Origin of the sequence: Devosia sp. MC532 (assembly GCF_016461625.1) — a bacterium.
Taxonomy (GTDB): domain Bacteria; phylum Pseudomonadota; class Alphaproteobacteria; order Rhizobiales; family Devosiaceae; genus Devosia.
Window position 1 is genome coordinate 20179 of the sequence record NZ_JAEMNZ010000009.1, and the last position, 25434, is coordinate 45612.

23 protein-coding genes are annotated in these 25434 nt (G+C 55.8%); 15 read left to right on the plus strand and 8 right to left on the minus strand.

From position 1 onward, the window contains the following. The first annotated feature begins 131 nt into the window (after positions 1–131). The gene (locus JHC09_RS12000) at positions 132–572 is read left to right on the plus strand and encodes an Rrf2 family transcriptional regulator (protein ID WP_199532123.1); all 441 of its coding nucleotides are present in this window, start codon (positions 132–134) and stop codon (positions 570–572) included. 216 nt (positions 573–788) lie between these two features. Here JHC09_RS12000 and purU read toward each other — a convergent pair whose 3' ends face one another. The 5 genes from purU to JHC09_RS12025 form a co-directional block, all read right to left on the minus strand. Next, positions 789–1643 carry a formyltetrahydrofolate deformylase gene (purU, locus tag JHC09_RS12005; protein ID WP_248306534.1) on the minus strand — a complete coding sequence of 285 codons (855 nt, stop codon included), beginning with the start codon at positions 1641–1643 and terminating at the stop codon, positions 789–791. A gap of 325 nt (positions 1644–1968) precedes the next feature. Continuing rightward, positions 1969–2784 (minus strand): ABC transporter permease subunit, encoded by an 816-nt coding sequence (locus JHC09_RS12010; protein ID WP_199532124.1) that lies wholly within the window; start codon positions 2782–2784, stop codon positions 1969–1971. 1 nt (position 2785) lies between these two features. Continuing rightward, on the minus strand, positions 2786–3739 hold the full coding sequence (locus JHC09_RS12015; protein WP_169195592.1) for an ABC transporter permease subunit: 954 nt from the start codon (positions 3737–3739) through the stop codon (positions 2786–2788). A 37-nt stretch (positions 3740–3776) separates the two neighbouring features. Next, a complete protein-coding gene (potA, locus tag JHC09_RS12020; RefSeq protein WP_199532125.1) occupies positions 3777–4928 on the minus strand; it encodes a polyamine ABC transporter ATP-binding protein in 1152 nt (383 codons plus the stop codon). Positions 4929–5106: 178 nt separating this feature from the next. Further along, positions 5107–6198 carry a polyamine ABC transporter substrate-binding protein gene (locus JHC09_RS12025; protein WP_199532126.1) on the minus strand — a complete coding sequence of 364 codons (1092 nt, stop codon included), beginning with the start codon at positions 6196–6198 and terminating at the stop codon, positions 5107–5109. A 436-nt stretch (positions 6199–6634) separates the two neighbouring features. Between JHC09_RS12025 and JHC09_RS12030 the strand changes: the two genes are divergently transcribed. Both JHC09_RS12030 and JHC09_RS12035 read left to right on the plus strand, forming a co-directional pair. Beyond that, positions 6635–7582 carry a pseudouridine-5'-phosphate glycosidase gene (locus JHC09_RS12030; RefSeq protein WP_199532127.1) on the plus strand — a complete coding sequence of 316 codons (948 nt, stop codon included), beginning with the start codon at positions 6635–6637 and terminating at the stop codon, positions 7580–7582. Then, a complete protein-coding gene (locus tag JHC09_RS12035) occupies positions 7579–8463 on the plus strand; it encodes a sugar kinase (protein ID WP_199532128.1) in 885 nt (294 codons plus the stop codon). The genes JHC09_RS12030 and JHC09_RS12035 overlap by 4 nt, the downstream gene beginning before the upstream one ends. A 15-nt stretch (positions 8464–8478) precedes the next feature. Here JHC09_RS12035 and JHC09_RS12040 read toward each other — a convergent pair whose 3' ends face one another. After that, a complete protein-coding gene (locus JHC09_RS12040) occupies positions 8479–9285 on the minus strand; it encodes a siderophore-interacting protein (RefSeq protein ID WP_248308999.1) in 807 nt (268 codons plus the stop codon). Positions 9286–9416: 131 nt separating this feature from the next. Between JHC09_RS12040 and JHC09_RS12045 the strand changes: the two genes are divergently transcribed. Beyond that, positions 9417–9944: an HPP family protein gene (locus JHC09_RS12045; protein WP_182394461.1), complete on the plus strand. Its 528-nt coding sequence runs from the start codon at positions 9417–9419 to the stop codon at positions 9942–9944. A 41-nt stretch (positions 9945–9985) separates the two neighbouring features. On the opposite strand, the gene JHC09_RS12050 is transcribed toward JHC09_RS12045, so the two are convergent. Then, the gene (locus JHC09_RS12050) at positions 9986–11302 is read right to left on the minus strand and encodes an NAD(P)H-dependent oxidoreductase (protein ID WP_182394460.1); all 1317 of its coding nucleotides are present in this window, start codon (positions 11300–11302) and stop codon (positions 9986–9988) included. Between the two features lie 216 nt (positions 11303–11518). On the opposite strand from JHC09_RS12050, the gene JHC09_RS12055 reads away from it, so the two are divergent. From JHC09_RS12055 to JHC09_RS12070, 4 genes are all read left to right on the plus strand, one after another. Beyond that, positions 11519–11809, plus strand: a complete 291-nt coding sequence (locus tag JHC09_RS12055) for an STAS domain-containing protein (protein ID WP_199532129.1) — start codon at positions 11519–11521, stop codon at positions 11807–11809. Beyond that, complete coding sequence (locus tag JHC09_RS12060; RefSeq protein WP_169195583.1) at positions 11806–12171, plus strand: response regulator; 366 nt, start codon at positions 11806–11808, stop codon at positions 12169–12171. Before JHC09_RS12055 ends, JHC09_RS12060 begins: the two co-directional genes overlap by 4 nt. Before the next feature lie 85 nt (positions 12172–12256). Next, positions 12257–14545: a chemotaxis protein CheA gene (locus tag JHC09_RS12065; RefSeq protein WP_199532130.1), complete on the plus strand. Its 2289-nt coding sequence runs from the start codon at positions 12257–12259 to the stop codon at positions 14543–14545. 86 nt (positions 14546–14631) lie between these two features. Next, a complete protein-coding gene (locus tag JHC09_RS12070) occupies positions 14632–15120 on the plus strand; it encodes a chemotaxis protein CheW (protein ID WP_169195580.1) in 489 nt (162 codons plus the stop codon). 108 nt (positions 15121–15228) lie between these two features. On the opposite strand, the gene JHC09_RS12075 is transcribed toward JHC09_RS12070, so the two are convergent. Continuing rightward, a complete protein-coding gene (locus tag JHC09_RS12075; RefSeq protein WP_199532131.1) occupies positions 15229–15582 on the minus strand; it encodes a hypothetical protein in 354 nt (117 codons plus the stop codon). A 160-nt stretch (positions 15583–15742) separates the two neighbouring features. Between JHC09_RS12075 and JHC09_RS12080 the strand changes: the two genes are divergently transcribed. From JHC09_RS12080 to JHC09_RS12110, 7 genes are all read left to right on the plus strand, one after another. Next, positions 15743–16333, plus strand: coding sequence for a chemotaxis protein CheD (locus JHC09_RS12080; protein ID WP_169195577.1), 591 nt, complete (start codon positions 15743–15745; stop codon positions 16331–16333). 76 nt (positions 16334–16409) lie between these two features. After that, entirely contained in the window at positions 16410–17936 is a 1527-nt protein-coding gene (locus JHC09_RS12085; protein WP_248309000.1) for a methyl-accepting chemotaxis protein, read from the plus strand. Between the two features lie 23 nt (positions 17937–17959). Then, complete coding sequence (locus JHC09_RS12090) at positions 17960–18799, plus strand: protein-glutamate O-methyltransferase CheR (RefSeq protein ID WP_199532133.1); 840 nt, start codon at positions 17960–17962, stop codon at positions 18797–18799. Next, positions 18800–19852, plus strand: coding sequence for a chemotaxis response regulator protein-glutamate methylesterase (locus JHC09_RS12095; RefSeq protein ID WP_199532134.1), 1053 nt, complete (start codon positions 18800–18802; stop codon positions 19850–19852). A 95-nt stretch (positions 19853–19947) separates the two neighbouring features. Then, positions 19948–20337 carry a response regulator gene (locus tag JHC09_RS12100; protein WP_169195573.1) on the plus strand — a complete coding sequence of 130 codons (390 nt, stop codon included), beginning with the start codon at positions 19948–19950 and terminating at the stop codon, positions 20335–20337. A 245-nt stretch (positions 20338–20582) separates the two neighbouring features. Beyond that, on the plus strand, positions 20583–23084 hold the full coding sequence (locus JHC09_RS16965) for a methyl-accepting chemotaxis protein (protein WP_248309001.1): 2502 nt from the start codon (positions 20583–20585) through the stop codon (positions 23082–23084). Positions 23085–23242: 158 nt separating this feature from the next. Next, on the plus strand, positions 23243–25318 hold the full coding sequence (locus JHC09_RS12110) for a methyl-accepting chemotaxis protein (protein ID WP_248309002.1): 2076 nt from the start codon (positions 23243–23245) through the stop codon (positions 25316–25318). The last annotated feature ends 116 nt before the right edge of the window (positions 25319–25434 follow it).

Consider the following 25434-nt stretch of genomic DNA (forward strand, 5'->3'; position numbering starts at 1 on the left):
AACCCGTCGCGACGGAGGAGGCTTCATCAGAGGATGCTACTGCATCTGAAGGTTCCGAGGAGACCTCGACGAATGATGACGTGCCGGTGGTTAAACCAGAGACCAAAGACTGATAAGGCCCGGCGCGCATTATGATTTCTCAAAAGGCCAAATACGCCTTGCGCGCTCTGGTTGCTCTCGCCCGCACCGCTCCTGGCGAGACCCGTATGATCGGCGAAATCTCCCGCGATCAGGCCATCCCCAAAAAGTTCCTGGAGCAAATTCTCTTGGAATTAAAACGGGCTGGCATCGTCACCAGCCGCCGCGGACGCATGGGCGGATACGGGCTTGTGCGTGCGCCATCGGAGATTACCTACGGAGAAGTACTTAGGCTAATCGATGGTCCAATCGCCCCGCTCCCCTGCCTTTCAAAGATCGCCTATCGCAAGTGCGTTGATTGTCAGGATGAAGCGTCGTGCGAAATTCGACATGTTTTTGAACGGGTTACACTGGCAACGCGTGCTGTGCTGGACCGGACCAGCCTCGCTGACTCGCTCAATCTAGCTGATATCGAAATCGACGCTGTGGCCTAACGGCTCGCGAGAAAACTCTTTGCGAAATCAATGAGTTCAGGCCGTGTCACCACGACAAACGCAATGGCGGCCAAAGCCGCTATCGCCAGAATGCCCAAGAGATGCTTGAACACTGAGAAAATGAGCCAAGCCGCAGCGATGCCCGCTGCGGCAAGGATAATTAGTGTGGTTGTATCGGTAGTTATGGCGTGACGCTCCGGCTAAAGGCCGAACCAATCAGCCAAATACAACCGTTTTACGACCATTGAGCATCACGCGGTTTTCCAAATGGAATTTCACCGCACGCGCCAGAACGCGGCTTTCGATATCGCGGCCAGCGGCCACCAGATCATCAGCGCTCAGGGCATGGGTCACACGGGCAGTTTCCTGCTCGATAATCGGACCCTCATCGAGGTCTGGAGTGACGTAATGCGCTGTAGCGCCAATGATTTTCACTCCACGCTCATGCGCCTGATGGTAGGGCTTAGCGCCCTTAAAGCTCGGCAGGAATGAGTGGTGGATGTTGATGACCTGACCGAAAAGACGGGTCGAAAGCTTGTCCGACAGCACCTGCATATAGCGGGCGAGCACGACAAGATCAGCGCCACTGTCGCGCACAATCTCAAGCACCTTGGCTTCTTGGTCGGCCTTGGTGTCTTTGGTCACAGGCAGGTAATGATATGGAATCCCTGCATCTTCTGCGATTTTGCGCGCATCTTCATGGTTCGAAACGATCGCTGCAACGTCGGCATTTAGCCAGCCCACACGGATCTGGTAGAGCAGGTGCAAGAGCGTGTGGTCGAACTTTGAAACCATGATCACGATACGCTTGCGAATGCTCTCGTCGCTCAACGCGGTTTGCATATCGAAGCGAGCGATTGGCGATTTCAGCGCATTTTCAATAGCTTCGCGGCTCAGCCCATCCGGTGCGGTAAAGGCGATGCGCATAAAGAAGCGACCGGTTTCCTTATCCCAGAACTGATTGCTCTCAGCGATATTGGCATTCAGGCCCGCCAGTTCTGTTGTGACGGCAGCCACAATGCCCGGACGGTCGATGCAGGATAGGGTCAGAACAAAATTAGCCGAGGACACGGCAAGCCTCCAAAATATTTGCATTGGGGTATCAATGCCTAAAGCCCCCACGTCAAGCCCAACAAAAAGGGCCACCCCTAAGAGTGGCCCTTCCTGAGTTAATCAGTCTCTGGGACTGCGGAGGTGTGCTAGCCGAGATCACTCCCGTTCACTGCACGAATACCGGAGCTCGAGAGAACTAAAACCTCAAAAGACACTGGATCACCTCCTTATAACAGGTTGAACATAATAAGAGTGTGCCCTCAAAGTTCTGCTCTGTCTAGTCCGGCGAGTAATGGGCGATTGTGCCAAGAAAAGACCCGCTCGGAAGCGGGTTTCAACAAGGTTACGCACGGGCCTTTTTCTTGGGCCGTCCGCGCAATTGCACCAAGGTTGCCAGCAGTACCCCGGCAGCGACGATGCCAATTATTATGGTCGCAAGCGCATTTACGTCGGGCGACACGCCAAGGCGGACCTTGGAGAAAATCACCATTGGCAGGGTCGACGAGCCGGGGCCCGAAACAAAGCTGGCGATCACAAGATCGTCGAGCGAGAGGGTGAAGCCCAAGAGCCAACCCGATACGAGGGCCGGCGCAATGATAGGCAAAGTAACGTCAAAGAACGTGCGAACAGGGCTCGCGCCCAGATCCATCGCGGCTTCTTCAAGGCTTCGGTCGAAATCTGCAAGGCGCGATTGAACCACAACGCAGACGTAGGCCGTACAGAACGTGGCGTGGGCGATGACGATGGTCATCATCCCGCGACCGCGCGGCCAACCCAGCATGGATTCCATGGCCACGAAGAGCAAAAGCAGCGACAGGCCCGTGATCACGTCAGGCATGACCAGCGGGGCCGACACCATTCCTGAGATCAGTGTACGACCCTTGAAGCGGCGGAAGCGTACGAGCGCCACTGCCGCAAGCGTACCGAGCACAAGCGCAATTGTTGCTGCAAGTGCTGCGATCTGTAGGCTCAGCCAGGCAGCGCCCAAAAGCTGTGGGTCGTTGAAGAGCGCGGAGTACCACTTGGTCGAAAAGCCCGACCAAACCGTGACGAGGCTACTTTCGTTGAACGAGAAGATGACCAGCGACACGATTGGCGCATAAAGGAAGGAGAAGCCAAGTGCTGCGGCGATGGGCAAAAACCATCCACGTGAGAACATCTTACTTCTCCACCATCGAGCTTTGCACCTTTTGGAGGAGCATGATGGGAACGACGACGACAAGCAGCATGGCGCAGGCGACAGCTGCAGCGCGCGGCCAGTTGGCGGCGGTGAAGAACTCATCCCACAACACGCGGCCGATCATGAGTGTTTCAGGACCGCCCAAGAGCGAGGGAATGACGAACTCGCCAATGGCTGGAATGAACACCAGCATCGACCCGGCGATAATGCCCGGCAGCGAGAGCGGCAGGGTAACCGTGAGGAAGGTCAGCACAGGACGCGCGCCAAGGTCTGCTGCGGCCTCGAACAGCGAGCTATCGAGCTTCACCAGCGTCGTATAGAGCGGCAGGATCATAAAGGGCAGGTAGGTGTAAACAATGCCGACATAGACGGCAAAGTCGGTCTGCATCATCACCAGAGGCGGAATGCCGAACATGCCCAAGAACTGGTTGATGACGCCATTGCCGCGCATAAAGCCCGAGAGGGCATAAACACGCAGCAGGAAGGATGTGAAGAACGGCAGAACCACCAACATCAGCAGGATGTTGCGCCACCGGTCGGGCGCACGCGCAATGGCATAGGCCATTGGGTAGCCAACGAATAGCGTGATCACTGTTGCGATCGCGGCAATCCGGATCGAGCTCAAGTAAGCTGCGATATAAAGATTATCGGTGAAAAGCCGGATGTAGTTGCTCAAATGCAGGGTGAGCTGCACGGTGCCGTCTTCGGTGCTCAGGAGCGCTGAATAGGGCGGACGGCCAAATTGCTTGGTCGCCAGCGAGATGCCGAAAACAACCGCGAGCGGCACCAGAAAGAAGATGAACAGCCAAAGCGCAGGAGCGGCCAACACCAGCATGCGGCCAGTGATGCCCACTTTACGCAATGAGCGCTCAACCGCGTTCCAAGGTTTTAGCCGTCGGGGCGGAGGAATGGTTGGTTCGTGAGCTGAAGTCATGCTCGGACCCCGCGCTGGAAAACAACAAAAGGGGTGATCATACTGTTAGCACCGAACCGGCGTTGTCATCCCAGGTGATGTAGACCTTCTCTTCCCAGGTAATCGCGTCTGGATTACCGCGTACGGAATTGGTCTGGCTCACACGGACGCGTTTGCCGCTTTCCAGCTCCACCTGATAAACCGAGATGTCGCCCAAATAAGCGATTTCTTCGACGACGCCAGTGGTGACGTTGGCGCCGAAATGGCCCTCGGGCTTTTCACGGCTCAGCGACATTTTCTCTGGGCGGATGGCCCACCACAAAATCTGATCTGGTGCGCAGTCGACCCCGTGGCCGACGTAAATATCGCAACCCAATTCCTTGGAGCGGATACGCACGTGGTCTGGCTCGTCTTCGGTGACAGTGCCTTCGACCATATTGGCAGAGCCAATGAAACTCGCGACAAAACGGGAGTTTGGATATTCGTAGATGTCAGTTGGTTCGCCGATCATGGCGATTTCGCCTTGGTTCATCACCCCGATACGGGTGGCCAAGGTCATGGCTTCTTCCTGGTCGTGGGTCACGACGATGAAGGTAACGCCAAGCGATTCCTGGATTTTGACCAGCTCGAACTGGGTTTCCTCGCGCAGCTTCTTGTCGAGTGCGCCAAGCGGTTCATCGAGAAGCAAGAGTTTTGGTCGCTTAGCAAGAGCACGCGCGAGGGCAACGCGTTGGCGTTGGCCACCGGAAAGCTGGTGCGGCTTGCGCTTGCCATAGTCCTGCAACTTCACCAAGGCGAGAAGTTCAGCGACACGGGCCGCGATTTCATCCTTGGGCAGGTGATCACGCTTGAGGCCATAGGCGATGTTCTGCTCGACCGTCATGTGCGGGAACAGAGCATAGCTCTGGAACATCATATTGATGGGACGGTTATAGGGCGGGACATTGGTCATGTCCTGGCCGTCGATCTCGATGGTGCCCGAGGTTGGCATTTCAAAACCTGCGAGCATGCGCAACAGCGTCGACTTGCCCGAGCCTGAACCGCCCAGAAGGCAGAAGAGTTCAGAGCGATAGATGTCCAGCGACACGTCATTGACAGCAGTGACGTCGCCAAACTTCTTGGTCACATTTTTAATGCGAACGAAGGGCTTATTATTACCAGTATCGCGCCATGGGCGCGTATCGACTGCAAGCTGCGGCTTCTTGGCCATTGACGCTCTGCAACTCTACTGACGGCCACCTGCCGTCATCTTCAGCGCTGCCGACTTCTCCGGTTAGGGCAAAAATCGGTACTCGAAAACAACGCCAGGGGAGGGTGTTCGAAGAGTTTCGAAAACCGGGCTGGCAATGGTTGAAGGGGCGGTCGAAACCGCCCCTTCGCAAAACTTGTTACTGACCCGTTTTGATGCGGGTCCAAGTGCGGGTCAAGACCTCTTCGTACTCTGGAGAGTGCGCAGACATCACAAAAGCTTCGGCCAGCACTTCTGCAGGCGGATAAATGCCCGGATTGTTCTTCACTTCATCGTCTACAAACTCAAGAGCCGGCAGGTTTGGGTTGGCGTAGAACACATAATTGGTGATCTCAGCCACAACTTCTGGGCGCAGGATGTAGTCGATAAACTTGTGGGCATTTTCCTTGTGCGGGGCGTCCGCAGGAATCTCCATGAAGTCGAACAGCGTTGCTGCACCTTCCTTGGGGATCAGGTAGTTGACTTCGACGCCACGATTGGCTTCCGCTGCTGCGTCCGAGGCAATGAAGATGTCGCCCGAGTAGCCGAGGGCCAAGCAGATTTCGCCGTTACCCAGATCGTCGATGTACTGCGACGAGTGGAAGTAGCGGATGTGCGGCTTCACCGAGTTAAGCAGAGCTTCGGCCTTAGCGAGGTCTTCCTCAGATTCTGAATTGGCGTCGATGCCAAGGTAGTTCAGCGCAATACCCATGACTTCAGACGGGCTGTCGAGAACGGCAACACCGCAAGACGCCAGCTTTGATACCACGTCAGGCTTGAACAACAGGTCCCAGCTGTCGATTGGCGCGTCGGCACCCAGAGCTTCCGCCAGCTTGGCGCCGTTGTAACCCAGACCGATCGTGTTGATCATGTAGGGAACCGCGTGGGCATTGTCTGGATCGTGGCGTGCGGCCTGTTCCATAACGACCGGATCAAGATTGCCCAGATTGGTCAGCTTGGACTTATCGAGTGGGGCGATCAGGCCGAACTTGATCTGACGTTCAACGAAATTGCCCGACGGCACGACGATGTCATAGCCCGAATTGCCAGCAAGGAGCTTGGCGTCGACGATTTCATTGCTGTCGTAGACGTCGTAGTTCACCTTGATGCCAGTTTCCTTTTCGAAATTGGCGATGGTGTCTTCGGCGATATAATCGGACCAGTTGTAGACGTTGAGCACTGGCTCTTCCTGCGCAAAGGCAGGGCTAGCAGCCAAGAGAGCACCCAGGGCAATGGCGAGTGGCTTGTTCATGGATCAGTCTCCTATTGGGACCTTGGTTGAGGCGATGGTCTGTCTGACGCGACAGCTGGTTTAGCGGCGTAACGCTTGGGTCGCGGAAAAGCCCCGCGACTTGCCCCGGCACCTCATCTTTGAGAGCTCGGAAAATGTGAAATTGGAAATGTGAATCGAGAAGTCGTCCGCTCGTCAGAGCGGTTGGTCAACGCTGCCATTGTCCCGGAGCCGGGCGTGTATCGAGGCGCAAATTGCGCGCCATCAACAATAGACGTGTTCAGCGAAGTAACCTTTCCCTCAGGATCATCGCGAAATTAGCAGAATTGGGCCCGCCGACAAGGCGGTGTAGGCGAAGTTTTTGCACCTCTTGACCCATTTGTTGCCCAAGCGCAAAAGCTAGTATGGCAGTGCTGGCCTTTTGCGGCACCCACAGGGTTGGGAATAGGGAATATCCATGGACGGGAAAGCCTATCTATCGGTCTCGGGCGAGGTGAAATCGGCGCTGGCGAAGGGTCTGCCAGTGGTTGCTCTCGAATCGACAATCATCACCCATGGCATGCCCTATCCGCAGAACCTGGCCATGGCGCGCGAGGTCGAAGATGTCGTGCGTAAAGCAGGTGCCGTGCCAGCGACGATCGCAATCATGGACGGTCGACTATGCGTTGGTGTTTCTGGCGATGACTTGGAACGCTTAGCGGTCGAAGGTCATAGGGCAGCCAAAGCCAGCCGTCGTGACGTTGCCGCACTATTGGCGAGTGGGGAGATGGCGGGCACAACTGTTGCCACCACCATGCAGATAGCAGCGCTTGCCGGAATTGCCATTTTCGCGACTGGCGGCATCGGTGGGGTGCATCGCGGTGCCGAGGACAGTTTTGACATTTCGGCAGACCTGGAAGAGCTCGGCAACACGCCTGTGACGGTCATTTGTGCGGGCGCGAAATCCATTCTGGATATCGCCAAGACACTAGAGGTTTTGGAAACCAATGGTGTGCCCGTGCTTGGCTTTGGAACCGATGATTTCCCGGCATTTTGGGCTCGGACCAGTGGGTTTAAGGTCGACCATCGATTTGATACTGCCGCAGCAGTTGCAAAAATGCTGTCCATTCAATCCGATTTAGAAATGGGTGGGGTGCTGATTGCCAATCCTATTCCGGAAGCGGATGCTTGGGAGCCAGAGGCAATCGAAGCCTTCATCACGCAGGCTTTGGCTGACGCGGAAACGCAGGGCGTTGCTGGCAAGGCGACCACGCCCTTTCTGTTGAAGCGGATCTTTGAGCTGACCGGGGGACGGTCGTTGGCCTCAAACATTGCCCTCGTCAAAAACAATGCCCGAGTTGCAGCAGAAATTGCGGTCGAACTAGCGGCGATCGAAGCCAATAAGGCGAGCGTGCATCGCCCATGAGCTTGAAGGTCCTTGTCGTCGGCGACGTGATGACCGACATAATTGTCAAACCTGAGGGCCCCATAGTGTGGGGCTCTGATCGACGCGCGAAAATTCGTAATCGCCCCGGCGGTTCCGGGGCCAATCAGGCGGTGTGGCTTGGTGCGGCCGGCGTGCCTGTCAAGTTTGTTGCGCGGGTAGGGCAGGACGACTTGGCCACGCACGAGCGCTATTTTGCGCGATTTGGTGTTGATGCCCATTTGGCTGGCGATGGCGAGTTTGATTCAGGCATCCTCGTGACGCTGCTGGATCAGAACGGCGAGCGTAGCTTTCTGACCGACCGCGGCGCCAATCTAAACCTATGCTCAGATGATATGCCCGAAACCGTTTTGGACGAGGTCGGGCTCGTCTTGATCTCGGGCTATAGTCTGTTTTCGCCGGGGCCGAGGCAAGCCGTACGGCTTCTGCTCGACCAAGCACGCGCGCGCCAAATCCCAATTGCTGTCGACCCAGCCTCGGTTGGATTTCTGGCCGAGATCGGCCCCAGTCAGTTTATGGCCTGGGTGGGCTCATGTGATTGGATATTTGCCAATGACAGGGAGGCAGAGGTTTTGACAGGGCATGCTGATTTCGAACAGCAAGTCGCGATACTCGCTAAAACCTTCCGAAATGTCGTTATTAAACGCGGTCGGTTCGGGGCGGTGTTGGGTGGGACAGAGGGGATTGTGCTGAGCCTTCCGGCGCCTGTCGTACCGGTGGTTGATACAACCGGGGCAGGGGATGCTTTTGCGGCCGGGTTTGTTGGCGCGCTTTTGGCCGGTGCGGATGCTGGTTCTTGTCTAGGTGCAGGGATAGCTGGCGGTGCCAAAGCGGTGCAATTTGTTGGAGGCCAGCCTCAGTAAGGCTGGCCCAAACAATTAGTGATCTTCGTGAGCGTCAGCAACGCCATAGCGCCAGTAGCCTGCAGCCTTGATGTATTCAGGGTTGAAACCGCGCTCGGACGTTAAGTGGTCGCGCACCGCGTGGGCCATGGTCACTTCACCAGCGATATAGGCATAGGCTACGCCGTCTGGCAGTGCAGCAGCAGTTACCGCGTCCGCGAGAACTGCCGTCGTACCTGCGGTCGCGCCATTGCGGTAGACATAGTGCAATGCGAGGTCCGCCTTGGTTTCAAAGCTCTGCACTTCTGCAGGGTTGTCGACCTCGAGAAAGGCAAAAACCTTGGCGCCTTCAGGCATTTCTTCAATGCGGCGGCCAATCGCGGGCAGCGCTGTTTCGTCGCCGACGAGCAAGTACCAGTCGAATGCGAAGGGCACGATCATCGAGCCGCGGGGCCCACCGATAACCAATTTGCTGCCGGGGACAGCAGAGTTTGCCCAAGTGGAGGCAGGGCCGTCGCCGTGGAGGACGAAGTCGAGTTCGATCCAGCCTTCTTCCACATTCCAATAGCGTGGCGTGTAGTCACGCATTACAGGGCGAGTGCCAGGCGCAAATTCAGCACCACGTGGGCCAACGGGTGGAAGCTCCGGTGCCACACCTTCGGCAAAAAGGAAGGTTTTGATGTGGTCGGCGTGTCCAAGTGAAGCGAAACCTGCCATATCGCCTTCAAGACGTATGCGGCGCATGAGGGGGGTGATGTCAGTCACGGTTTTGACCGTGAGCAGACGAAGCCTGGTCTCGTGGCGAACGCGCTGCGGAGCGCGTGGGTCAATGGCGTCCATCATGTTTACTTTATTTCTGAGTTAGCGTGTCAGCAATTATCCCGTGCGGCGTCTGGGCGCAAGCACGCAAGGGGCATAGGCAAAGTGCAGATGAAACTTTATCTGGCGATTGAAAAATGGAAAATTGTCCACGAATGCGCCAATTAAATCCCCTCCTTGCCCGCTGGGTTGCACGCCATGAGCCGAAAGCGGACTGGCGCATCCATCTCAAATCCACAATCGGAACCGCGCTCAGTGTCACGTTAATTGCCGGATTGGGCGTCGCCAGCGGACTGCCTCTGCTGCTCGCGCCATTGGCTCCAACCGCACTGCTCATATTTGGCCAGCCGCAAGCGCCTGGGGCTCAGCCGATTAACATTTTTGCGGGCTACTTCATTGGGGCTGTTTTTGCGGCGCTGAGCATGGTGGTTGTCCCCGAGCCTTGGTGGCTCGTTGGGCTGGCGGTGGGACTAACAATGTTGACCATGCTGGTCTTTCGAGTGTCCCATCCCCCGGCGGCGGCCGTTCCGTTGATGGTGTATACTGGCCCTGTACCAGCCTTAAACTTGTTTGGGGCGTTGCTCGCGTCCTGCATTGTTTTGGTAGTGGTTGGCATGGTCATGCACCGCCTGCCACCCCACCGGAAGCGCTATCCTTTGCCTCTATCGCAAAACATCGACTGAAAATGAAAGAAGCTCCCGCGAGGGAGCTTCTGGTGATCGCCTTAAAGGTAGCCCAGCATGCGGTCCTGCTCTTGGCGCAGCGAAAATAGTCGCGTCGAGGTGTCGGGTTGCGCGTTGGCGGTGGTGATCAGGCTGCCCTTAGCGATAGGAGCGGTCACTCGTCCGCCTTCCAAAAGACCAACAGGGATGGCCTTGGCCGCCTGCGCGTCAGTAACGGTCATTGCGTAAGAGCGGTAGCAGGTCTCACCAATCGCATCGAGGCTCTCGCCGGGCAGGAGATCGCGCTTGGCGACGGCACAGACTTCAGCCACTGGTCGTGGCAGAGGCACCATGTCTGGCCTGCCGTACATCATAATTCGTGCACAGGTGAGCGGCACTTCCAAGCTGGTCAGATGATATGGGCGGAAGAAGGCATAGTATGGCCCGTGCCCGATATGCAGATCATCCATGCGCTCGATAATGCGCGGGTGGTCTGCTTTCACGATCACAAATACGCCGGGTGCGACGCCCTTGCCGATGGTGAAATCAACCACGCCCATCTTGTTGAGGATGCCCCCGTCTTCTTTGGGGATCAGAACCTTGGCCATGTCATCACGGTGCGTTGCGGGGCCATGCATGCCCGGAACGTCAGGTACTAGGCCGGTGGCGTTGGCGATAGCGGTCATTTCCACGGCGGTTTTTGAACCGTCGACAAACTCCACCAACATGCGCGGGTTCATGTTCCGGCGCAGGGCTTCTTCGCGATAATCGTCGGGGACAGCATCGTGCTTAAGAGGATTGTTCTTGCCCTTACCAGCAGCAACAATGTCGAGGCCAAGTGCGGAAACGAACTCGATCAACTCCATGCATGAGCTTGGCTCATCGCCCGCACCCACCGAATAAACAACGCCAAGGCGATCGGCCTGAGCCTTTAAGTAAGGTCCAATGGTGACGTCGGCTTCGACGTTCATCATCACCACATGCTTGCCGTGCTCCATGGCCATAAGGTCATAGTCGGCCGCAACGCCCGGCTTGCCCGTCGCATCAATAATCACGTCGATGTTGGGGGTCGTAACCAGCGTCTCGGCGTTGGTGATGGCGATCTTGCCTTGCTCAATGGCGGCTGTGGCCTGAGCTGGCGTTTCAGCTTCCTTGCCGCGACTATCATCGCCATAGGCGATTTTCATGGCGTCGAGCGCGGTGTGAGGACGACGTGTGGCAATGGCAGCCATTTCGACGCCTTGCATCAGGCTCATCTGGGTCACGAGGTCGGTGCCCATTTCACCCGAGCCAATAACCCCCACCCGGATGGTTTTACCTTGCTCAGCGCGAGCCGCGAGATCACGGGCAATGCCGGTGAGCGCTATTTTGGGGGCCATATGATTATTCCAATCTACGTTCCCTATGCCGATAGCGCGCAGATGGGAGCGGAGCAAGGTTTTCGCTCGAAACCTTTTCGCTCAATTTGGCAGGCCGAGCGGGCCATAAGTGGCGTTCTATGCTGTGGATAGGGCTGACTGACTGACACGATTAGCAATTCCTCAACCTGTGCGGGCGATTATGGCAAGTGAAGACTTCGGGGGCTTGTCTCGCCTATGGCCATTTCAAATAGCATTTCGGTCGCCTTACCAGCCATTATCGACCTCGATGCGCTAGATACCATACGCGATCGCCTCATCGACGCGATTGGTCTGGGCGCTGTTGTTGTCGATGCATCAGCGGTGGAACGTGTCTCCACCAATGCACTGTTTCTCTTGGTGAGCGCAGCTGAGACTGCACAGGTCCAGCAGACTGGGTTTGCCATTCAAAATGTAAGCGCAGCCATGAGTGTTGCGATTGAGAGACTGGGATTGAATGCCCGGTTTTCGGGGATGATAGAACAATGACGCTGCGTGTACTCACCGTCGACGACTCGCGAACGATTTTGGCCATGTTGCATCACACGTTGAGCAATGCGGGCTTTGAGGTCTTGCAAGCCGAAGACGGCCAGCAGGGACTTGATGTTCTCAAGAATGAGAGCGTCGATGTTGTCATCACCGACATCAATATGCCCGTCATGGACGGCATTGAGTTTATCAAGAACGTGCGCGCCACAGGCCAGCACAATAGCCTTCCAATTCTCATTCTTACCACTGAGACGAGCCAGGATAAGCGCGATCAGGGTAAGGCGGCCGGCGGTACCGGCTGGATCGTTAAGCCTTTCGACCCGGAAAAACTGATCTCCGTTATCAACCGCGTTGTCCACTAACACCCTATATGTCCGCCGAACACGCCGTTCAGCGGGCATTTGACTACCAAATGCCAGATGAGCCCAGAAGGGGCGAAGAGCGCGTATGAGTGATCTCGACGATTTCAAGGCAACCTATTTTGACGAATGTTCCGAGCTTCTAACCGAGCTTGAAGAACAGTTTGCTGCCATTGAAGAAGGCGAGCGTGGTTCCGATCGCCTCAATGCTGTCTTCCGGGCAATTCACTCGATCAAGGGCGGGGCAGGAGCTTTCGGCTTCTCTGCATTGGTGGGCTTCGCGCACGCCTATGAAACCCTGCTCGATTACGTTCGTGATGGCAGAGTAGAGCTCACCGACGAAGTTGCAGCCCTCTGTATCCGTGCCAATGATATCGTCGCGGATTATGTGAAGGCGGCGCAATTGGGGGAAGAACTTCCTCTCGATTACGGGTCAGAAGAAAAGTCCCGCTTTGACGCTTTGGCGCGCGGTGACACCTCTACCAGCGACGATGAAGACGATCTCAGCGGCGAGATTGTCGAAGAATTCGACCTTGAGTTTGTGCCAGTCATGGTCTCCATCGGCACAGACGACGCCAGCGACGATACGTTTGACGCCCCACCGATGGAGGACGTCGACGGAAGTTGGTCTATCCGCTTTACGCCGCATCGCGCCCTCTACGCGCGTGCCAATGATCCGCTGTTGCTCTTCCGCGAACTTGCTGCACTAGGCGAGATAAGCGTCATTGCGCATCTGGCTGAGATCTCGCAATTAGCGGATTTCGATCCTTTTGCTGTCTACTGCTCGTGGACGATCACGCTGAGCGGGCCTGACGTCAGCGAAATCTCCATTCGCGAAGTGTTCGAATTCGTCGACGGTGATTGTGAAATTATCATCTCGCGTGGCGGTGCTGCACCTGCGGCTCCGGTCAAAGCCATCGTGGCCGACGAAGAAGAAGACGCAGACTTTGCCAGTCTTTTGGCGCTGACCGAAGAAGAAATGGCCAGCAAGAAGGCTGTGGTTGTTCCATCCGCTGCGAAGGCTGAAGTTCCTGCTGCCGCTGAAGACGCGGGCCTAAGCTTCCTTGATCTCGCTGCTGAAATTAAGCCGGCAGCGCCTGGGGTTGCAGCGCGGCCCGTTGCTCCAACTGCGCCGAAGCCTCCTGCGGCTGCAGCGCCGACAGCGGCAAATGAACAAGAAGAGAGCCACCGACCTTCTGGTGTTCAGTCGATCCGCGTCGACCTTGATAAGGTTGATCGTGTTGTGAACATGGTGGGTGAGCTGGTGATAACGCAATCCATGCTGACCCAGCAAATGGATGAGACCCTGCGCGCCCGCTATACCGAGCTGGTCCGTGGTCTTGAAGTTCTGGCGCAGACCACTCGTGGTCTTCAGGACTCGGTCATGGCGATCCGTGCGCAACCCGTCAAATCGGTCTTTTCTCGTATGCCGCGGCTCGTACGCGAACTGGCGATAAAAACCGGTAAGAAGATCAAGCTCGAAACCATCGGTGAAAACACCGAAATCGATAAGACGGTTATTGAGCAGCTTTCGGACCCGCTGACCCACATGATCCGAAATTCAGCGGACCATGGTATCGAGACGCCAGAAAAGCGTCTTGCCGTTGGTAAGAACGAATTTGGTACCGTTCGTCTCTCGGCCGAACAGGCAGGCGGCAATATTCTGATTATCGTCGAAGATGATGGTGCTGGCATCAACCGTGACCGCGTGTTGCAGCTGGCTCGCGACAAGGGCATTGTTGCGCCAGACTTCACGCCGACTGATGAGCAGATTGATCAATTGATCTTTGCCCCTGGGTTCTCGACAGCGGATGCGGTGAGCGACATTTCTGGTCGCGGTGTGGGCATGGACGTGGTGCTCTCCAACATCAAAAAGATTGGTGGTTCGGTCCACGTCCGCAGTCGCACTGGCAAGGGCACGCGTATGACCTTGCGTCTGCCGCTGACACTGGCGGTACTCGATGTGATGTTGGTTCGACTGGGCGGTAGCCCTTACGTGGTCCCACTCTCTTCGATTGTTGAAACAATCCAGTGCTCGCGTGCAAGTTTTGACCGCGTTCCTTCTGGTGGTCGCGTGCTGCAGGTGCGTGGCGAATATGTGCAGGTGGCCGATCTTTGCCAGCGTTTTGGACTTCCGTCTGAAGTAAAGCCGGACGATCAGTTTGTTGTCTTGTGCGAGACCGAAGGCAGTCAAAAGCTGGCGCTGGTTGTGGACGACATTATCGGTCAGCAGCAAGTTGTTATCAAATCGCTTGAAGAGAACTTCGAGCGCGTCGAAGGCATCGCCGGTGGCACTATTCTGGGTGACGGCAATGTCGCTTTGATTGTTGATGTGCAAGGTCTGCGCACGACGCAACTTCATCAGAATGCCGCGTAGTCAGCACGTTAAGAAATTGTCGTCACCTTCGGGTGTAGAATTCAACCTCAGTTAGGTGCCCAGAAGGGCAGCAAAGGGCCAGAACAATGGAATCATTGAGCCTTCGAGATGATATGGGCGACAACACCGCTGTTGCCGGTCAAAACACTCTTCAGCTGATCGCATTTTCTATTGGCGATCAGACCTATGGTGTGGAGATTACCACGGTGCGCGAAATTCGCGCCTGGAACGGTGCAACCCCGCTGCCAAACACCCGTGAATTCGTACGTGGCGTGATCAACCTGCGTGGCACCATTGTTCCAATTTTTGACCTGCGCGCGCGCTTTGGCGATGGCCAGACCTCGCCGACCAAAAACCACGTCGTGGTGGTGATGAGTGTTGGCGATAAGTGGGTCGGAATTCTCGTAGACGCCGTGAGCGATATTCTCACCGTCAACCGTGCCGACATTCACAATGTGCCAGAAGGCAATGCGATCGATACCGAGCTGCTCAATGGGATCGTAACCCACGACAGCCGTATGGTTGGGCTCATCGATCTACACGCCGTGGTAAGCGGTGCGCGTCTAGACGCATAAATAGCGTCGAAATATAGTTTTGTGGAAAATTAGGCGCCCTGACCGGCGCCTTTTTTGTTGTCGATGTCAGAAGAGCGAAAGGCGCCGTTGGGCGCCGTCCCAAAAGCTTTAAAACAAATCGGCGTCGCCGCTCGAATGGTTTCTAGCGACTCCGGAAAGCTCTGGAACGCGCAGTTCATCCAGGGTGAGGCTTTCCCATATCTCCGCATAGACACTCTCTGGTGCGGTAGGCGGCAGCAGAGCAAACTGGCGAGCGGCAAGGGCGATATTGCGGCACCGCTGCTCGATCCGGTCCTGTCCTTGCAGCGCGGTGATGATCAGGTGAACGGCTTGTTTCACCTTGGGGTCATCTCCAATCGGCTTTTGTGCGAGTAGGGTCAACGCCTGCGAAATACCTTCGAGCATTTCGGACGTCTGGCGTCCGGTCTCGTCGAGTTCTCTAGCGAGTTTTTGCAGCGACATTGAAAGTCTTCCTGGCACCGATAGCACACCCTAACGTGAAATCCTGAATCTCACGTTTCACCGATGCACACTTGGGGAGGCTCGTAAGGGGTGGTTAGCGTTTGGCTAACATTAGTCCGCTATCATCATGACGGAATAGCCTCAAGAGTAATACCACTTCATGGTCCTCCCCAGTTCCTTGCCGCCAGAATTTGATCGTGGCGTGGTAACCTCCGTGCATCAGGGAGATTGTCATGTCTCATCTGATCCGAATGTGACCTTTTCGACCGTGTTGGGATCGTGCATTTCCGCCTGTGTTCGGGATCGCGTAGCCAATATTGGTGGTATGAATCACTTTTTGCTCGCCGAGCAGTCAGGGTCTTCGCGAGACCGGTTTGGTGCTTCTGCCCGCTATGGCGCCTTCGCCATGGAGCAGCTTATTAACAAGGTTTTGTCTGCAGGCACGGGGTATAAGCCTAACCTCGAGATCAAGGTCTTCGGCGGTGGCAAAATTGCGACGACATTGGACGATGTTGGCGCCAAGAACATCGAGTTCATCCGTTCGTTCCTCCATGACGAAGGTTATATAACGACGAGTGAAGATCTGGGCGGGTCCTATGCCCGCCGCGTGCTGTTCAAGCCCCATTCTGGGAGAGCTTTTGTAAAGCGTCTCGACGCCGATGTCGGTGCGAACGTTGCAAGAGAAGAATTGGCGATTGCGCGTCGTCGGGTGGTCGTTCCTGCGCCAGCGGTGGATATCGAACTTTTTTAACCGCTGTTACCCAGAATTTACGGCCCACCATGGGGCTATAGGATTGGTTAACCATTTTTGACGTATGGTTAACGCTATGACGGTCAAGAGTGTGCAGCCCCCCGCTTCATTATCACCCGGTTGCTTCCAGCGACTGGCCGTCTCTACATCTGCCATGTGGTTGGTCGGTGGGGCGCTTAGCGCTGGTTTTTATGTTGCAATGGGGCCCGGTTCTCTGTGGCTGAGCACGGTTGGTGGAACTGCCGCTTTTTGTGTCGCCGGCTCAGTGTTTCTAGCCAATCGATTAGCGCAAACCAGCCGACGAGACCTCGCAAAACTGGGGCAAACCGTAGGTCTGAGCGAACGGGCTGATGAGCTCGACACAATCGCCGCGATGAGCGCGCGACTAGCGCAGCGCGTTGAGGTTGCTCACAGCTACCAACAAGCGCTCGTCCACTTGGACAGTGCGATTTTGATCGTTGATAGTTTCGGCAAGGTGACCGCCCTTAGTCGCGGACTACGGGAGCTGGTGCCAGCGGCCAAGGTTGGAGACAGTATCGAGACCATATTGGGGCCCGGCGCATCGGCACGGGATTTCCTCATGCTCGGTGGTATCCGTATGAACACCAATCGTTATTCCTTGCCAGGTGGTGGCTACGCCCTCGAAATAAAACCGACCGGGCAGTTGGTCCAGCATGATGATTTGGACGCGCTAGCCGGCGCTTTGGCGAGTGGGCAGACCGGCTTCCGGTTTGATGTCTCGTCTATCAAACACGCTCCAGCGCTGTCCGCAATCAATGAGGCGTTGGGCATGATGGGCGATGGCTTAACTCAACTCCAAAGCACAATAGCCGGTAAGACCGAAAAGCTCAGCAATCCAAATCTGCCTTTTGCCGAGCAGGGCCAACAGGTTCTGGATCTGCTTTCCGCCTTTGACGACTTCCATGACGATCAGATCAACACGCGAGAAGCGCTCGAGACCAAGCTGTCGACCGTCAAGCAACTGCTTGGCCAGTTTGAAGAGCGCGCGAGAGAGTTTGAGGCTAAGGCCGATCTGGGACGCCAAGCTTTGGCTGAGGGGGTAACAAAGCTCAAGGCAATGGAAGCGCGGGTTCACGACGCCGCGCGCAAGGCAGGAGATGCGCGCTCCCTAGCCAGCCAAGCCGACAAATCTGCACAGCGGACACATGAATTTGTCGCCGAGCTGGACCGTCTAACTGCTGAGATCGATCGCATGACGGCAGGGATTGAGGATGTTTCTTTCCGTACCAATCTTCTCGCACTCAACGCGGCCGTAGAAGCGGCGAGAGCCGGTGAAAAAGGCGCGGGGTTTGCCGTTGTGGCAGACGAGGTCCGTCAGCTTAGTAAGCTTACCAATCGTTCAGCCAAAGACATACGTGTTGTTGCGGATCAGGGCCGGACGCAGGCACGTGCGGGCCTTGAGGAGGCTGATGCGCTGCAAAATATCACCAAGGCACTGCAAGATAATTTACGCAATCTAAGCAATGAGTCGGCGACTATGCAGACAGAGGGCAGCGTCACAGACATGCCCACCCGGGCAGAATTGGCCCGGACGACCGCTAATGGCCGCCTTGGGATCACCCCGATGCGGGCCGCCGGATAGAAATCCGGCTGGAGAGGGTAAAAATGGAGCAGGGAGAATATTCCCTGAGCGAACGCGAGTTTGCGCGGATCAAGGCGCGGGTCTATACCGTCGCTGGCATTTCTCTAAGTGATGCGAAGCGGACGCTGGTTATTTCCCGCCTGTCCAAGATCCTGCGTGCTCATGGTTTGCCCAGTTTTGACGCCTATGTCGATTTCCTTGAAAAAGGGGGTTCGGCCGAGGACAGTCAGGAGTTCGTCAATGCGTTGACGACCAATTTGACGCGCTTTTATCGCGAAGACCATCACTTTGATCACTTGCGCCAATTCGTGGGTAATCTGATCAATGAGCGTCCACGCGGCCAGCGTCTGCGCATCTGGTCAGCGGGGTGCTCCACAGGACAAGAGCCTTACACCATCGGTCTCGACCTCCTTGTGGCCTTTCCTGAGCTCAAGCGTTGGGATTTCAAAATCCTAGCGACAGACATCGACACCTCTGTGATCCAGAAGGCTTCGATGGGTGTCTACCCAGAGAGTGAATTGGCCGGGTTGAGCGCCGAGCGCGCCCGTCATTTTGAAAAATCCAATGGCATGATCCGCGTTCCACAAGCGGTTCGTGAGCTCATTTCCTTCAAGCAGTTGAACCTTATTGGCCAGTGGCCGATGAAGGGGCCGTTTGATGCGATTTTTTGCCGAAACGTCGCGATCTATTTTGACAAGCCGACGCAGGGTGAAGTGTTTTCGCGCCTAGGAAAAATGCTGGCGCCAGAAGGCTTTCTTTACATCGGTCACTCAGAAAATCTGGGAACGAGTGGTGAGGCTTTCCGGCTGGTTGGTAAGACGATTTACCAGTCCCGCGAGAAACTGAATAGAAGAGCTGCATAAATGAGCATCAAGGTTTTGGTCGTCGACGATTCGGCGCTCATCCGCGAAGTGCTCGGCCGGATGCTCACCCGAGAGGGTGATATCGAAGTCGTTGGCACCGCAGTGGATCCTCTAGAAGCGCGCGAGAAAATCAAGCAACTCAATCCCGACGTGGTCACGCTTGATATTGAAATGCCAAACATGAACGGGTTGGCATTTCTCGAAAAACTCATGCGCTTGCGCCCCACGCCTGTGGTCATGGTCTCAACCCTGACCAAAAAAGGGGCGAGTGAAACGCTTTTGGCGCTTGAACTCGGCGCGGTGGATTTCGTCGCCAAGCCGAGCGCTGAGTTCTCGGGTGGACTCGAGGCCTTCGGCGCCGGTCTGCGCGAAAAAATCCGCGCAGCTGCCAAGTCCGACGTTCGTGGGCGAACTGCTGCGCGTGGAGAACCGGTGCGCAAAGAAGCCCTACGCACCGCTGCGGCCCCCAAGGGGGCGTTGATCGCTATCGGCGCGTCGACGGGTGGGGTTGAGGCGATCCGGACGGTTTTGTCCGATTTGCCAATTGATTGTCCACCGGTGGTCATTGCGCAGCACATGCCGCCCGGTTTTACCGGACGTTTCGCCGCCCGACTGGATGAGCTTTGTGCGTTAAAAGTTCTGGAGGCTGAAGACCGAATGGTTCTTGAGCCGGGCCACGCTTACGTTGCCAAAGGGGACTATCACCTGCGTGTCGAGCGGACATCTGGGCAGTTGAAATGCCGCCTTGGGCAGGAAGCACAGACGAGTGGGCACCGTCCAAGTGTGGACGTGCTGTTTGAATCTGTTGCGAAAAGCGTCGGCCATATGGCCGTTGGAGCAATTCTGACCGGCATGGGCCGCGATGGGGCCCGAGGCCTTAAAATGATGCGCGAGGCTGGTGCCTACACTGTTGGGCAGAACCAAGCGTCCTCGCTGGTCTACGGCATGCCACGTGTCGCCTTTGAAGAAGGCGCTGTGGTTGAGCAGGCCAGTATTAACCTGATCGCGACAAAGCTCGCCAACGCGCTGGCAAAGCTCAAATCAGCAGCGTAGCTTTGGTCAAGATTGAGATAATTGTAACCCTTGTTCTCTAAGGTCCAAGGAAACTCTGGGGCTCCACCCCAAGGCGTGTAGAAGGTTTAAAGTCCATGCCCAAGGCAAGCGCTGTCAGTGTTCTGATCGTCGATGACCAGCAGTCCATGCGCGGCATCTGTAAGTACATTCTTACTCAGCTTGGCTTCAAAGACATTATTGAAGCCAAGTCAGGTCGCGACGCTCTGACCAAGCTCGAAAAGGCCAATGTCGATCTGATCATTTCCGACTGGAACATGGAAGATATCGACGGGTTGACCTTGTTGAAGGTCATTCGCAAGCATCCGCGTACGGCGGCTATGCCGTTCATTATGGCAACCGGCCGTTCTGACAAGGAACAGGTCAAGGAAGCCATTTCGTTTGGTGTAAACAATTACATCATCAAGCCATTCGATGCTTCGACGATGAAAAAGCGCATCGAAGCCGTAATTGGCGCGCTGACCTAAACGCGGTTTTAAATCAAAGATTTGTACACACCCGGCCTTACCAAGGTCGGGTGTTTTTCTTTGACTGTCATGAGCTTGCTGCGACAAAACTTCACACTTTCATCGCGATTGTAAGAAGTGCTTAAGGTCAGACTTATATCGTTACCATGCTCATGGGGATGATGAGCAAAGTATACTGCGGGGTCTGAGATAAGCGCTGGAGGTTTGCGCTTATCGATTGGGCTCGGGCAGATATGGGGGGCGTAATGGGATTGTTTCCGCAACTTAAAGTTGCGCAGAAGCTGCCGCTTGCTGTCGTTGGTTCAGCATTGGTAGTTAGCGCTGGCGTTGGTTTTGCGAGCTATTTTATTGGTTTGAACACCGTGCAGACGCAGCGGGACCTGTCTATGCAGGCCTCTCTCAGCACGGCCGCGACGCAAGTCAGCGACTATTTCGCTGCAGCTGAAGTGGATTTGCGCCTCTTCGTGCAGCGATCCGATACGGTCACAGCCACCAAAAACCTAACCCGGGCGCTCGATGAGCTGCGGATGGGCTTGGCAGAGAAAGCTTCTGCCCAACTCAAGGTCGCCTACATCACCGAAAATCCAACGCCCGAAAATCGCGCGGCGACCGATAGTACCCCCAAAGGGGCAACTTACGACGCGCCCCATAAGCGGTATCATCCCGGCTTTCGTACTCTGCAGCAAGAGCGTGGCTACTCAGACGTTTTGTTGATCAGCGCGTCGGGCGACGTCGTTTATTCGGTCGCCAAGAACGATGATTTTGCCAACAATGTGCTGACAGATCGCGCTTCTCAGGATTCAGGCCTAGGGAAGGCCTTTGCCAGCGCACGAGAGCTTAAGGATGGCCAAGCCAGCTTTGTAGATTTTTCGCTCTACTCACCCACCGGTACGCCGCAGAGTTTTATGGCGATGCCTGTGTTTGAGCGTGACCAAAACGTCGGTGTCATGGTCTTGTCGATCGCTCCCGATGCGATGAGCGCACGCGTTGGTGCCCTTTCCGGGTTGGGGGAAAGCGGGGAGGTTGTGGTTGTCGGCAAGGACGGACTTTTGCGCAGCGAAAGTGTCCACACAGAAGAGCTTGATGTGCTCAACACTGCGCTCGACACCCCTCTGATCTCCGCTGCCTTTGCGGGCAGTAGCGCCGAAGGCATTTCTAATAGTTACCGCAATGCGGCCATGGTCGTGCGGGCGCAAGCCATATCCGTCAACGGTGTGGATTGGGCTGTTGTAGCTGTGCAGCCCGAGAAAGAAGCCTATGCAGCGGTCGACGAGATGCGCAACTCGACGCTGTTAATCGGTGGCGCCTTGTTGGGCATTGCCGCGGTGCTCGGCTTGGTGTTCGCCCGCAGCATCAGCCAACCCATCAGTAAACTCACGAGGACGATGGACGCGCTCGCGGGCGGGCACCTTGATTCTGAGGTCGAAGGAGCGGATCGCGGCGATGAAATTGGTGCAATGGCGCGTTCCGTCGAAGTTTTCCGTGCCAACGCTATGCGTGTCAGCGAAATGACTGAGGCAGAGGCCGCGCGCATTATTTCAAGCCAGGCAGAACGTGCGCAAATGATGCAGCAGCTGCAACTGGCGTTTGGACGTGTTGTCTCGGCAGCAACTTCGGGTGACTTTGGGCAACGTGTCGGGGCAGAATTTCCTGATGATGAGCTCAATGCACTCGCTCATGCTGTCAATGAACTGGTCGAAACCGTCGATCGCGGCATAGCTGAAACCGGGAAAGTGCTTTCGGCATTGGCGCAGACCGATCTGACCCTTCGGATGGAGGGCGACTACGAAGGAGCGTTTGCGCGCCTGCAGAATGACACCAACGCGGTCGCCGATAAGTTGACCGACATCGTCGGGCAGTTGCGTTCGACATCTGGAACGCTCAAAACGGCAACCGGCGAGATACTCTCTGGAGCGAATGACCTTTCCGAGCGCACCACGCGCCAGGCAGCAACTATCGAAGAAACGTCGGCGACGATGGATCAGCTGGCGTCCACGGTCATGTTGAATGCCAATCGCGCGAGTGAAGCCAGCGATGTGGCGAGCTCAGTTACCCAAACCGCTGAGCAAGGCGGTCAGGTAATGGGTAAGGCCACGGAGGCCATGGAGCGCATTACCCAGTCTTCGTCCAAGATTTCAAATATCATTGGGTTGATCGACGATATTGCGTTCCAAACAAATCTGCTTGCACTCAATGCCTCGGTCGAGGCGGCCCGCGCGGGCGAGGCTGGCAAGGGTTTTGCCGTCGTTGCCGTCGAGGTGCGCCGTTTGGCTCAGTCTGCGGCTCAAGCGTCTTCCGACGTCAAACAATTGGTCGAACAGAGTGCGCAAGAGGTGAAGGGTGGCTCGCGCCTGGTGGCTGACGCGGCACATCATCTTCAGAATATTCTCACGGCTGCTCGATCATCCAGCGCATTGATGAATGGCATTGCAGTGCAAAGCCGGGAACAGGCGTCTTCCATTGAGGAGGTCAATTCTGCTGTCCGCACGATGGACGAGATGACCCAGAGTAACGCGGCGCTGGTTGAGCAGATGAACGCGTCGATCGAGAGAACAGAAAACCAGGCCAGCGAGCTGGATCGTATTGTTGATATATTTGCGATCAGTAGCCGTCAGCGACAGCAGCCCGATGCGCGCATTTCGACCGTCGCGGGCGCGCGCGGATTGCAGGCTAATTTGTCCCGCAAGGCTCGGAGCTATCTGCGCCCTGGCAATGCTGCTGTCGACGAGGAGTGGCGGGAGTTTTGATTGCGATGCGAGGACCGGATCGCAATAACAAAAATAGCCAAATCTGATAAAAATAGCCGATGAGAGTAGTTTAGAACTATTCAGTAAGGTGTTTGAATTAATGTTTCCCGCAATGGGCCAATGAGCGCTATGTCCGCGTTTGGCCGTGGGGGACAGACATGAAAAAAATCTCTCAACTGCTTGGCAGTGTGCGCATGACTACGAGCATTTTGCTCCTCGTCATGGTTTCAATCATTGGCTCGGTTGGTGCTATATCTCATACACTTTACCTGACCATGCATCAGCGCTCGATCGACGAGAGCGAAATACAGCAAGACACAAATCTAGCTGTTGCAGCGACTATTTTAGAGCGCCGAATATCGGGCTCTATTCTGACCATGGCTGAGGATGGCAGCATTGTTTCTTTCCAAAGCTGGGCTGTGCCGCCTTTTTACGACAACGATGTCATCGACAGCGTGAGCCGCGTCACAAAGCAAGACGCCGCTATCTATGTTTTGGAAAAGGAGACTGGGGATCTGGTTGCTAAGACCACGACACTCCTGGCCGCCGATGGGTCTCGTGCTATTGGTGCAAGTATCGCCAGTGGCGATCCAACACTTGCCTTGCTGGGGCAAGGTAAAACCATTCGCTCGCAGATGACTTTGCAGGGCGTCCCTTACCTTGTTGCCATTCAGCCTATTGTTGGCACCAAGGGTGACATGATGGGTGCTATCTTGGTTGGCACGCCTATGGCCAATGTCAATGCTGCGGCAGACGAGGTCTTAGGCGTTATTGGTATGGTGGGCATTCCCGTCACCATCGTCTTTGCTCTGTTGGGTTTTGTGTCATCGCGCCTCATTTCCCGACCCATACCGAGGTTGGCAAAGACTATGGATGTGATTGCCGAGGGCAATTACGACATCGAGGTGCCCTATACCGGCTTCAAGAACGAAGTGGGGGCAATGGCCCGCGCCGTTGAAGTCTTCCGCGAAAATGGTCTGCGCGTCAGCCAAATGACTGAGGCGGAAGCTGCGCGTATCGTGGCTGATGAGGATGCTCGTCGCACGATGATGGCCAATCTGCAAGATGCCTTTGGGCAGGTTGTTGATGCAGCTATCGCTGGAGACTTCTCGCGCCGCGTTAAGACTGAGTTCCCAGACGCAGAGCTTAATGCTCTAGCTGGAGGCGTTAACAAGCTCGTTGGTGCCTTTGATCACGGTGTCAGTGAAATTGGCGCAGTGCTCTCCGCCATGGCCGAGGCTGATTTTACCCTCCGCATGGAGGGCGAATTCGAAGGCGCTTTCGCTAAATTGCGTGAAGATACAGATGCCGTTGCTGACAAGCTGGGCGAGGTCGTTAGCCAGCTTCGCCACACCTCCGGCTCTATCAAGAATGCAACGGGCGAACTCCTCTCAGGGGCGAATGACCTGTCGGAGCGCACCACACGTCAGGCTGCGACGATTGAGGAAACATCCGCGGCTATGGAGCAGTTCGCCTCCACAGTGCTTTCAAATGCGGAGCGGGCGAGCATTGCGAGCCAGAATGCCTCCAAGGTCACCAAGACCGCAGAAGAGGGCGGCCGCGTAATGGAATCGGCCAATGAAGCGATGGACCGGATCACTCAGTCTTCGTCCAAGATTTCCAACATCATCGGTTTGATCGACGATATCGCCTTCCAAACCAATTTGTTGGCGCTGAACGCTTCGGTGGAAGCCGCACGTGCTGGCGAGGCTGGCAAGGGGTTTGCCGTGGTTGCGGTAGAAGTGCGCCGTTTGGCTCAGTCGGCGGCGCAAGCCTCGTCCGAGGTCAAGGTATTGATCGATCAGTCCAGCTCTGAAGTCGCAACGGGCTCCAAGCTCGTCAATGACGCGGCAAGCAAGCTTGCGAGCGTGCTGGACGCGATCCGCGAAAATACCAAGGCGCTGGAGACCATAGCTCAGCAGAGTTCGGAGCAGGCAAATTCCATTGAGGAAGTCAGTTCCGCGGTGCGTCAGCTCGATGAAATGACCCAGCATAACGCTGCCTTGGTCGAAGAGACTAACGCCGCTATTGCTCAGGCTGAATCGCAGGCGAATGAACTTGACTTGATTGTCGAAGTCTTCGCTGTCGATGCTGTAGTAGCACCTGCGCATCATCGTAGTGAAGCGAGCGTAATGAGGCCTACGGCGACTGAGCGCCCGTCGCGTCAATATTCTTCTCGTGGCCCAAGTTCTCAAGGAAATCTTGCGGTCTCGCAAGATTGGAACGACTTCTGAAGTCAGTATCTTTGAGTGTTTAATCTTTAACGCGGGTCAGCGATGGCTCGCGTTATTTTTTTCGTAATAACAGTTGGTTAAGCCCCTTTATCCTAGTTTGGGGTTAAACAGCTCAA